This window comes from Pedobacter sp. WC2501 (genome assembly GCF_052682415.1).
Map to the genome: position 1 here is coordinate 3,984,245 of NZ_JBQZFI010000001.1, position 10,846 is coordinate 3,995,090.

At 39.3% G+C, this 10,846-nt stretch carries 8 protein-coding genes; 3 read left to right on the forward strand and 5 right to left on the reverse strand.

Translation table 11 applies throughout. The features are described from left to right. Positions 1-101 precede the first annotated feature (101 nt). From ACUN24_RS16895 to ACUN24_RS16915, 5 genes are all read right to left on the reverse strand, one after another. Positions 102-1,271, reverse strand: coding sequence for an alpha-hydroxy acid oxidase (locus ACUN24_RS16895; protein WP_445563555.1), 1,170 nt, complete (start codon positions 1,269-1,271; stop codon positions 102-104). A gap of 225 nt (positions 1,272-1,496) precedes the next feature. Next, a complete protein-coding gene (locus ACUN24_RS16900; protein ID WP_445563556.1) occupies positions 1,497-2,318 on the reverse strand; it encodes an amidohydrolase family protein in 822 nt (273 codons plus the stop codon). A gap of 12 nt (positions 2,319-2,330) precedes the next feature. Continuing rightward, positions 2,331-2,660 carry an L-rhamnose mutarotase gene (locus ACUN24_RS16905; RefSeq protein ID WP_445563557.1) on the reverse strand — a complete coding sequence of 110 codons (330 nt, stop codon included), beginning with the start codon at positions 2,658-2,660 and terminating at the stop codon, positions 2,331-2,333. A gap of 1 nt (position 2,661) precedes the next feature. Then, on the reverse strand, positions 2,662-3,516 hold the full coding sequence (locus tag ACUN24_RS16910) for a fumarylacetoacetate hydrolase family protein (protein ID WP_445563558.1): 855 nt from the start codon (positions 3,514-3,516) through the stop codon (positions 2,662-2,664). A gap of 24 nt (positions 3,517-3,540) precedes the next feature. Continuing rightward, positions 3,541-4,305, reverse strand: coding sequence for an SDR family NAD(P)-dependent oxidoreductase (locus tag ACUN24_RS16915; protein ID WP_445563559.1), 765 nt, complete (start codon positions 4,303-4,305; stop codon positions 3,541-3,543). A gap of 266 nt (positions 4,306-4,571) precedes the next feature. Between ACUN24_RS16915 and ACUN24_RS16920 the strand changes: the two genes are divergently transcribed. From ACUN24_RS16920 to ACUN24_RS16930, 3 genes are all read left to right on the forward strand, one after another. Next, positions 4,572-7,307, forward strand: coding sequence for an alpha-d-galacturonidase (locus tag ACUN24_RS16920; RefSeq protein WP_445563560.1), 2,736 nt, complete (start codon positions 4,572-4,574; stop codon positions 7,305-7,307). Beyond that, entirely contained in the window at positions 7,307-8,860 is a 1,554-nt protein-coding gene (locus ACUN24_RS16925) for an MGH1-like glycoside hydrolase domain-containing protein (RefSeq protein WP_445563561.1), read from the forward strand. The genes ACUN24_RS16920 and ACUN24_RS16925 overlap by 1 nt, the downstream gene beginning before the upstream one ends. Positions 8,861-9,268: 408 nt before the next feature. After that, a complete protein-coding gene (locus tag ACUN24_RS16930) occupies positions 9,269-10,846 on the forward strand; it encodes a glycoside hydrolase family 28 protein (RefSeq protein WP_445563562.1) in 1,578 nt (525 codons plus the stop codon).

The window sequence follows — 10,846 nt, forward strand, 5'->3', positions numbered from 1 at the left end:
ATACTGAGCCTGTAGAAAGCCTGCCGTTATGCGGATGGGGCATTCGACAGGCTCAACGTGACAAACTTCTGAGAAAGTAAGGTTGATTGATCCAGCCTTTTTTATACTGCTAATAACCTTTCAGGGAATTGCGAAATTTTTTCGATGGTGAGTTGCTGCATAATCTGGTATAAATGGGTTTTAAACATATTGATCGTATGTTCACCGCCCTCATCACCTAAAGCGCCAACGCCATACATAAACGGACGGCCCATAAAGTTGAATTCAGAACCTACTGCATGTGCTCTTGCCAAATCAACACCCGAACGAATTCCTCCATCCAGCATGATTTTGAGCTTTGATTTGTAAACCTCATTTCCGGCAAGTTTAATTAAAGAATTGATCGATGATTCACCCGCATCAATTTGTCGTCCACCGTGATTCGAAACAATAACCCCATCAACACCAATTTGTATGGCTGCCTGCATATCTTCGTCGGTAGCGATGCCTTTTAATACCAGGGGACCTTTCCAGATTTCGCGGATGGCTGAAACTTTTTCAATATCAACTTTCCCTGTAAATGTCCTGTTCATAAACTGTCCGAGCTGCGACATATCCATTCCTTTTTCCATATATGGCTTTAAGGTGGCAAATGAAGGGATGCCGTGCTGAAGTGTTTTAATTCCCCATAAAGGTCTTGCGAAGGCCTGTAAAATATTATTTACTGACATTTTAGGGGGTATAGAAAGACCACTTTTAATTTCCTTATACCTTAGTCCAAAGGCAGGAACATCTACCAGTACCACTAAAACCGGGCACTCAACTGCTTTTAATCGTGATAAAATATCATCCCTCAGTTTGTTTTCAGTAGGGTGGTAAAGCTGAAACCAGGCTTTTCCTTCTGAAACTTCTGCAATGCGTTCGATACTACTGGTAGATACGGTACTCAGTGTATAGGGGATATCATGTTTGGCTGCTGCTTTAGCCAGGATTTCAGGTGCGTTGGGCCACATTAAACCTTGTAAACCGATAGGAGATATGCCAAATGGCGCACTGTATTTACGACCAAAAAGCTCAACCGACATGTCGATATCTCCACCAACACGTAAGTAATTCGGTTTAAGGTAAATATTATCGAAGTCGCTCTCGTTTCTTGATAAATTAAGTCCCTCATTACAACCCCCCTCCAGGTAATCAAAAGCAAATTTGGGGATTCTTGATTTTGCTTTTTTTCTTAAATCGGCTACAGAAGGGAATTGAGGATTGTAAGGGAATGTAATCTTTTTACTCATAATTAAATATTGTGTTGGTCAGATCGTGTTTTAAAAAGTGAAAACTAATGTTTTGTAATAAGTTTTCCATCCTGCACTATCTGCTATTTTTGTATTGATCGTTTTATGTTTGAATTTGTTTGCGCTCGTTTCCAAACGAGTGCATAAATAGCAAAACGATTATATCGTTATAAACGATAAAATATTCAACGCTCGTTGGAAACGAGCGTTAGCGCGTATATAAAACTAAACCCTATAAAAAGCTTTCGCATTGTCAGTGAAAATTAATTTCCTTTCAGTTTCAGAAAATCGAGCGGTGTAATTAGTAACTAAATTAAACCAATCTTCATAAGGTCTGCTGATTAACATTACCGGCCAGTCGCTGCCATACATAACGCGTTCAGGACCAAACGCTTCAAAGATCACATCGAAGCAGTTAAATAATTCTTTCTCCGTCCAGTTTTGCCAGTCGGCTTCGGCTAAAAGGCCTGACACTTTACATTGTACATTTGGGTTTGCAGCCAAAGTTTTAATGTTTTCAGTCCAGGCTTTCAAATCCTGACTTTTTACATCCGGTTTACCGCAATGGTCCAATACAAATGGCTGATCCGGAATTTGATCAACCATTTGTATAATGGCTTCCAACTGATTGTGGTAACACAATAAATCGTAAGTATAATTGTATTTTTTTAACTGTTTAACACCCGCAATAAAAGCCGGGTTAAGTATAAAATCACGGTTCTCGGCCTGCAGCACATGTCGCCAGCCCTTAATGGTTTTATGATTTTGCCAGTAGTTTAAACGTTCATCCAGATTGGGGTTGAGCAAATCAACCCAACCCACAATCCCTTTTATGATTTCGTTTTGCGCTGCCAGCTTTAAGAGAAAATGATTTTCATCTTCGGACTGACTGGCCTGCACGGCAATACATCCGGTAATATGCAGTTGGTTATAAGGCTCCATAAGGTTCTCCGGAGAAAAATCTTTGCGGATAATTTTCATGTCATCGCTAATCCAATTATCTCTAACCGGATCGAAATTCCAAAAATGTACGTGCGTATCAATCATGTTATAAAAGCATTAAAGTTTAAATATCTGGTCCATTAAGATCCATTTTTCGCCCGGTTTAGCTCCAGGCAAAGCCTGCTGGAATTTCCACATCAGGGTTTCCCATTCCTGCACCTTTGGGTTGGCTAAATCGGCCGCACCTTTTGCTTCAAAAGAAAAGCTTTCGTTCACTTCCATAATCATAAACAGTCGGTTTCCAGTGAGGTATATCTCCAGATTTTCGATGCCAGAGGAGCTGATACTTTCTTTAATTTCAGGCCAAACCGATTGGTGGTATTGCTTATATTCTTCGATAAGCTTTGCGTCATCAACCAGATCGAGCGCCAGGCAATATCTTTTCATATTAATTATCGCCGTAAGCTTTAGCCGTTTGTTTACTGGTACCTAAACCATCAATACCTAACTCAATCACATCGCCTGCTTTTAAATACCAGGGTTCTGGTTTTTGACCTAATCCCACACCAGCTGGTGTTCCTGTACTAATTACATCTCCCGGTAAAAGTGTCATAAACTGGCTGATGTATGAAATCATAAAAGGAACATTGAAAATCAGGTTCGAAGTATTTCCATCCTGTAAGGTTTTTCCGTTTACGGTTAACCAAAGGCGAAGATTATGTACATCGGCAATTTCATCCTGAGTAGCAATAAATGGCCCGATCGGCGCGAAAGTATCGCAGCTTTTTCCTTTTACCCATTGGCCGTTTCTTTCAATCTGAAACTCACGTTCGCTGTAATCATTGTGCAACACGTAACCTGCGATGTGATCCAAAGCATTTTCTTCAGAAACATAACTCGCTTTTTTACCAACAACAATGCCCAATTCTACTTCCCAATCGGTTTTTTTACTGTTTTTTGGGATAATCAGGTCGTCATTCGGACCAACGATAGCTGAAGTAGCCTTGAAGAATAAAATAGGCTCTGAAGGGATAGGCGCATTGGTTTCTGCAGCATGGTCTTTGTAATTTAAACCTACACAGATAATTTTAGAAGGACGAGCTAAAGCAGGACCAAGGCGCACACCTTTATCAACCTGTGGTAAATCAGCAGATTCGATGTCTTTTTTAAGTTTTTCTAAACCGTCGCCACCAAAAAACTCTTCATTATAATCTTTTACCAGTGCAGAAACATCGAAATAATTATCGTTGATGATTACTCCAGGTTTTTCAGCTCCCGCTTCTCCAAATCGTATTAATTTCATTATTTTATATTTAAAATTGTGTTATTAATTGTTTAAGGTTGTAAATCCACCATCAATAGGGTAATCGCAGCCCGTAATAAAAGCAGCTTCATCACTGCACAAATATAAAGCCAGCGCACCTACTTCTTCGGGTTTTGCCATCCGGCCGATAGGTTGTGATTTAGAAAGCTTTTCGAACATTTCAGAGATGTTATCCGGATAGTTTTTCTGTAAAAAGCCATCCACAAAAGGCGTGTGTACCCTTGCCGGAGAGATGGAATTACACCTGATATTTTCTACAAGATAATCTTTGGCCACACTCATGGTAATGGCTTTCACTGCACCTTTAGCCGCACTGTACACAAAACGGTCGGGTAGGCCAACCAAAGCAGCAATTGACGCCATATTGATGATTACACCACCACCTGCCAAACGGATCTGTGGAATGGCTGCATGCAAACAGTTGTAAACACCTTTAACGTTTACGCGCATTACACGGTCAAAATCGGCTTCTTCAGTCGTATCAGCCTTTCCGATATGCGCAATGCCTGCATTATTGATCAGGATGTTGATCTGTCCGATCTGGTTAAAAACCTCATGAACTGCTTTATGGTCAGAAACATCGCAGGCATAACTAAATGCCGTACCGCCATTTTCCTTAATTTCATTGATCGTGTCTTGTGCCTGTTCAGTTCCCAGTTCGATGATGTGAACTTCAGCGCCTTGTTTAGCTAAAATAGTTGCAATAGCCTTTCCAATTCCGCTTCCCCCGCCTGTAACCACGGCTCTTTTGTTTTTTAGTGAAAACATGTATAGTTATAAATTATAATTTGATTAGAATATACAATACAAATAAAATAAATATTGTTGGTTAAAAATTTTATCTTCTTGTCTAAATATTAACAGATATTGTCATACTCCGCCTGAACACCCCAACCGCCTTACCTTGCATAAATTTTACAAACACAGAAAGCTAATTTACTTATATTTGAATATTATTTTTATATTTAAATAATATTTTAACCAAATATCACATTTATCTTTCTTTAAAAGGAGAGTTGTCAGCCCCAAATTGAATGAGAAATTTTCTGATTTTTATTTCCTGTTATTTTTTATCAATACCATTATCTCACGCAGATTACCGTGTACAAAAAATAATTGTCATTTCTACCGAGCAACATGTTCGCGTGCGTTTTGGTGCAGAAAGAATTTCAAAAGCCTTAGCTAAATTAAATTATCCGATCAAAATCGAACAGAAAGACAAGATCGGTAGCGTAGGCAATATCATTGCAATCGGTGTATTTTCCGATAAGCTCTTCGCCAATCATCTTCCTGCTGAAGTTAAAAATAAGATCTCCACTACAAAAAAAGAAGGTTACCATATTTATACCTCAAAAAATGGCACCATTTATATCATTGGTAACGATGCATCGGGTGCCTTGTATGGCTGTATTGAACTAGCAGATCAGATTAAAAGTAATGGTAAATTACCATTGCAGCTAACCATGTCCGATCAACCTGAAATGGTATTACGCGGCACTTGTATCGGCTTGCAGAAACCCGATTATCTGCCTGGTCATGATGTTTATGAATATCCGTACACTCCTGAAACTTTTCCCTGGTTATACGATAAAGCTTTATGGATCAAATACCTCGATATGATGGTCGAGAACCGTTATAACTCGCTTTATTTGTGGAATGGCCATCCCTTTTCTTCTTTATTGAGGTTAAAAGATTATCCTTATGCTGTAGAGGTAGATGATGCTACATTAAAAAAGAATGAAGAGATTTTTAGGTTTTTAACCACAGAAGCTGATAAACGCGGAATCTGGGTAATCCAAATGTTTTATAATATCATTATCCCAAAACCTTTCGCCGATAAACATGGATTAAAAACACAGGATCGGAACCGTCCGATTATTCCTTTAATTGCTGATTACACCCGAAAATCGATTGCTGGTTTTGTAGAGGAATATCCAAATGTGGGGTTAATGGTGGCTTTGGGAGAGGCGATGGAAGGCGTTGGACAAGATGATATCGATTGGTTTACCAAAACCATTATCCCGGGGGTAAAAGATGGACTAAAAGCTGCCGGAATTAAGGAAGAACCTCCGATTGTATTGCGTGCACATGATACGGATGCGCCCAGCGTAATGAAAGCCGCATTGCCACTTTATCATAATTTATATACTGAAAATAAGTTTAACGGAGAGGCCTTAACCACTTATACACCGCGTGGTGCCTGGGCCGATCTGAACAGGAAATTGTCGGCTATTGGCACTATTAATATCTCGAACGTACATATTTTAGCCAATTTAGAGCCATTTAGATATGGTTCAGCAGATTTTATCCAGAAATCAGTTCAGGCGATGAACAAGATTTATGGTGCAAAAGGCTTGCATTTATATCCACAAGCCAGTTATTGGGACTGGCCATATTCAGCTGATGAAGTAAAAGGCAGACTATTAGAGGTAGACCGCGATTGGATCTGGTACAAGGAATGGGCAAGATATTCTTGGAATTCGCAGCGCGACCGTAAAAAGGAAATCGATTATTGGAGCAAAGAACTCAGTGATAAATACGGGACCAATTTAACGGGTGGCAAAGCCATTTTAAATGCCTATGAAGAATCGGGAGAGATATCGCCTAAACTTTTACGCAGATACGGCATTACCGATGGTAACCGTCAAACGCTCACTTTGGGCATGTTGATGACACAATTGATCAATCCGTACCGTTACGGACTTTTTACTTTACTTTACGAGTCAGAAGCACCTGAAGGTGAAATGATTATTGATTATGCAGAAAAGGAATGGAAGAAGCAGGGACATATCGGCGAAACACCTGTTCAGATAGCTCGTGAAGTGGTAGAACATGGCAAAAAAGCCATCCAATCGATAAATGAAGCTGCACCAAACGTAAAAAAGGATACGGCAGAATTTAAAAGGCTTAAAAATGATATTTATTGCTACGATGCCATGGCCAATTTTTATGCGGAGAAAGTAAAAGCGGCCCTTTGGATATTGCGGTATAAATATTCGAACCAGATAAGCGATTTAGAACAGGCCTTGCCTTTCCTGCAAAAAAGTGTAAATCATTATGCAGCATTAGTTCAGCTGACGGATCATAATTATTTATACGCCAACAGTATGCAGACTAAACAGCGTAAAATACCAATGCGTGGTGTAGATAAAACTTTTATCCATTGGAGAGAAATGTTACCCGTTTTTACCAAAGAGTTAAATCATTTTAAGCAAAGCATTGATTCTTTAAAATCAATAAAAATAGGAACCATTGCTGCTAGTACACCCTATAAAACGGCCGATGTTAAGGTGCTAAACGAAGCTGAAAGTTATATTATCGCCAAAGATGCTTCGCTTTTTACGGATACAGCGGTTAAAATTAAAGAAGTTGCAGCGCAGCTAAGTGGTTTAAGGGGTATCAAATTGAGTAAAGCACAGCAAATTAAAAATGGTACAGAGATTAAGTTCAGTGCCAATTCTCCTGTTAAATTATTGGTTGGCTTTTTTAACCAGAAAAACCCTCAATATCTGGCCCCGCCACAATTGGAAACCGATGCGAGTGCCAATAATTATGGTCAATCCGAAATTAAAATATCAAATGCGCTGGTGCCTTATGGCTTTCCTGCGGTAAATGTACACGCTTATGCTTTCCCGGCCGGAACGCATACTTTAAATTTAGGAAAAGGAGTCTGTTTGGTTTTAGGCTTTATTGATGATAAACAGGAACTGCGCATTTTTAACGCGGGTTTAGATGGTAGGGGAAAAGATATAGACTGGTTATTCGAATAATGAGAAATACAAGAAAATTTATAGCCACAGCAACATTGTCGATATTGACAATTACTGGCTTTGCACAACAAAAACCTATTCTGGGAACTGAAAAATTGAAGAAATACGTTGAATATTTTAATTCAATTGATACTGAAGCGGTAAAGAATTATATTCCAAATAGCGAGGCTTTTAAATGGCTTGCCGATCAGGCTCCTTTATTCGAATGTCCGGATTCTGTATTGGAACAAAATTATTACTACCGTTGGTGGACTTACCGCAAACACCTGGTTAAAACGCCCGAAGGTTTCATTTTTACCGAGTTTATTGAACCGGTTAAACATGCAGGCAAATACAATTCCATCAGCTGTGCATTAGGTCACCACATTTACGAGGGCAGGTGGCTAAAAGACAACAGTTACCTGAAAGATTATATCAAATTCTGGCTTTACCATGCCGATGTGGGGCAAAGCAAGCAGCGTTTTCATCAATTTAGCAGCTGGGTGGATGATGCGGTGTATCAAAACTATTTGGTGAAACCTGATCAGGGATTTTTGAAAGAAATTTTGCCTACACTGGATAAAGATTACGAAAAATGGGAGTCGCAACGACAGCTTAAAAACGGATTGTTCTGGCAGCATGATGTGAAGGATGGTATGGAAGAATCAATCAGTGGATCACGTAAAGACCAGAACCAGCGACCAACAATAAACAGTTACATGTATGGCAACGCCATGGCTTTAGATAAAATTGCTACACTTTTAGGTGATGGCGCGCTCGCCGGTAAGTATAAAAACAAAGCCATTGTGCTTAAAAAACTGGTTCAGGATAGTTTGTGGAATGCTTCTGCTTCATTTTTTGAAACCAGAAAAGCCAAAGGCGGTTCAGCTGATGTACGGGAAGCCATCGGATTTACGCCCTGGGATTTTAATTTACCCGACGATCAGACCAATTATGCAAAAGCCTGGGATCAGTTATTGGATACTGCAGGATTTAAAGCACCCTGGGGATTAACCACAGCCGAAAGAAGAAACCCAACATTTAGAACAAGAGGAACAGGACATAGCTGCGAATGGGATGGAGCACTTTGGCCTTTCGCCAGCTCGCAGACATTAAAAGGATTGGCAAATCTGCTCACGAATTATAAAAAACATGGTAAAATGAATGCAAAGATCTTTTACCAGGAACTGCACCAGTATGCTGCTTCTCATATCAAAAACGGAAAACCTTACATAGGGGAATATCAGGACGAAAAAACCGGGGAATGGTTGAAGGGTGACAATCCTCGAAGTAGTTTCTATAACCATTCTGCCTTTAATGATTTGATTATTAATGATTTAATTGGTTTGAAACCTCGTCAGGATAATATTTTGGAGATTTTTCCTTTAATTCCTAAAAATCAATGGGATTGGTTTATACTGGATAATGTCTCCTATCATGGAAAATTAGTGACGATTTTATGGGACAAAACAGGCACAAAATATAAAAGGGGCAAGGGCTTATTGGTGTTTGTTGATGGTGAAGAAATTTATAAGGGCAGGGATTTAAAGCCTTTAAAGGTTAGAATGGATTAAATCATGCGCTTATCCTCGGTCTGTGTCCCCACAGACCGAAGTAAATGTTTATTGGTTCGTGGAGACACGAACCATGGCGATAAAAAAGCGATACAATCGCTAACCTCATTCATCCTCGTTGCAAACGAGGACGATAAATTATAAAATAAAATCGTCATTGCGAACGGAAGCGTTGGAAGGTGCGGCGGAGTGAAGCAATCTTTAAAGCGGGGAAAAGCTAGAAAGATTGACAGAATAACTCTAATCGGGATATTTTTGACCTTTCGTCGTCACCCTGAATTTATTTCAGGGTCTCTTTGCATGATAGATGCTGAAATGAATTCAGCATGACGCTACGATTAAATAACAAAAACAAATGAAATAATGCCTCGGTTCGTGTCTCCACGAACCGAACTATAATAAAAAACAATGAAATATATTTTCAAAACCTTACTTTTTGTACTTGCAATAAGCACTTTCTTAACCGTTAAAGCCCAGTCTTACTATAACGTAATTAAATATGGTGCAAAAAACGACAGCAGTAAACTGGCCACAACCGCCATTAGAAATGCAATAGAAGCAGCATCAAAAGCAGGCGGTGGTACCGTTTATTTTCCTGCCGGAAAATACTTAACAGGCGCTATACATTTAAAAAGTAATATTACTATATTGATTGATGCCGGTGCCGAATTACATTTTAGCGATAATTTTGACGATTATCTACCTATGGTGAAAAGCCGCTACGAGGGCGTCGATGTAACCAGTTTTTCACCTTTGTTTTATGCCTATAAAGCAGAAAATATTTCAATCATTGGTCGTGGAATTATCGATGGACATGGCAAAAAGTGGTGGGATTTTGTAGAAGGTTATAAAGAAGGTCAACCGCGATCGAAATGGCAGACTACTTTTGATAACTTAAATAAGGATATTATTCTTCCTGATGACCCTAAACAGATGAAGAGAGGGTTTCTCCGTCCGCCTTTTATACAGCCTATGTTTTGCAAAAACGTATTGATTGATGGCATTACGATTCGCAATTCTCCTTTCTGGACCATAAATCCTGAGTTTTGCGAAAATGTTAAGGTTCATGCGGTTACCATCAACAATCCCCATTCGCCCAATACAGACGGGATTAATCCTGAATCTTGTAAAAATGTACACATTTCAGATTGCCACATTAGTGTGGGCGATGATTGCATCACCATCAAATCGGGCAAAGATGCACCCGGACGAAAAATGGCCGTTCCGGCAGAAAATTATGTGATTACAAATTGTACAATGTTATCAGGTCATGGCGGAGTGGTTATTGGCAGTGAGATGTCGGGCGATGTGCGCAAAATAGCCATCTCGAATTGTGTCTTTGATGGAACAGATCGGGGAATCCGCATCAAAACTGCCCGTGGAAGAGGCGGTGTGGTTGAAGAAATCAGGGTGAGCAATATTATCATGAAAAACATTAAAGATCAGGCTATCGTATTGGACATGCAGTATGCAAAAACCAATGTAGAGCCTGTTTCAGAGCGGACGCCTGTTTTTAGAAATATCCATTTTAGCAATATCACCGGTCAGGTTAACCAGGCGGGCTATTTAAATGGTTTAGAAGAAATGCCTATCGACAATATTACTTTCAACGACATTAATATGGACGCTAAAACTGGTTTTTATATTCAAAATTCCAGTAATATTGAATTCCATAATGTAACGGTAAATACAGAACTGGGACCATCTTTGAAGGCAGCTAAAGTTAATCATTTGATTGTTGATGGCTTGAAAAGCAACAAACCACTGGCAAATTCAGCAGTAATAGATCTTAAAGATATATCTGACCTGTTTTTGTACAATGCCTTTCCAGCAAAAGAAACGGTTACCTATTTGAAATTAAGCGGGGCAGAAACGAACAACATATACCTTGGGAATAATAATTTCAGAAGGGTTAAGCAAGCCATTAAAAAGGAAAAAGAAGTAACAGCAAACATTGAAATTATTTCGGGCGATAAAGGACAATAA

What these genes read in the sequence shown, in the direction of transcription:
- ACUN24_RS16930 (WP_445563562.1), top strand. Translation starts at nt 9,269, where the DNA reads ATGAAATATATTTTCAAAACCTTACTTTTTGTACTTGCAATAAGCACT.
- ACUN24_RS16900 (WP_445563556.1), bottom strand. Translation starts at nt 2,318, where the DNA reads ATGATTGATACGCACGTACATTTTTGGAATTTCGATCCGGTTAGAGAT.
- ACUN24_RS16895 (WP_445563555.1), bottom strand. Translation starts at nt 1,271, where the DNA reads ATGAGTAAAAAGATTACATTCCCTTACAATCCTCAATTCCCTTCTGTA.
- ACUN24_RS16925 (WP_445563561.1), top strand. Translation starts at nt 7,307, where the DNA reads ATGAGAAATACAAGAAAATTTATAGCCACAGCAACATTGTCGATATTG.
- ACUN24_RS16915 (WP_445563559.1), bottom strand. Translation starts at nt 4,305, where the DNA reads ATGTTTTCACTAAAAAACAAAAGAGCCGTGGTTACAGGCGGGGGAAGC.
- ACUN24_RS16920 (WP_445563560.1), top strand. Translation starts at nt 4,572, where the DNA reads ATGAGAAATTTTCTGATTTTTATTTCCTGTTATTTTTTATCAATACCA.
- ACUN24_RS16905 (WP_445563557.1), bottom strand. Translation starts at nt 2,660, where the DNA reads ATGAAAAGATATTGCCTGGCGCTCGATCTGGTTGATGACGCAAAGCTT.
- ACUN24_RS16910 (WP_445563558.1), bottom strand. Translation starts at nt 3,516, where the DNA reads ATGAAATTAATACGATTTGGAGAAGCGGGAGCTGAAAAACCTGGAGTA.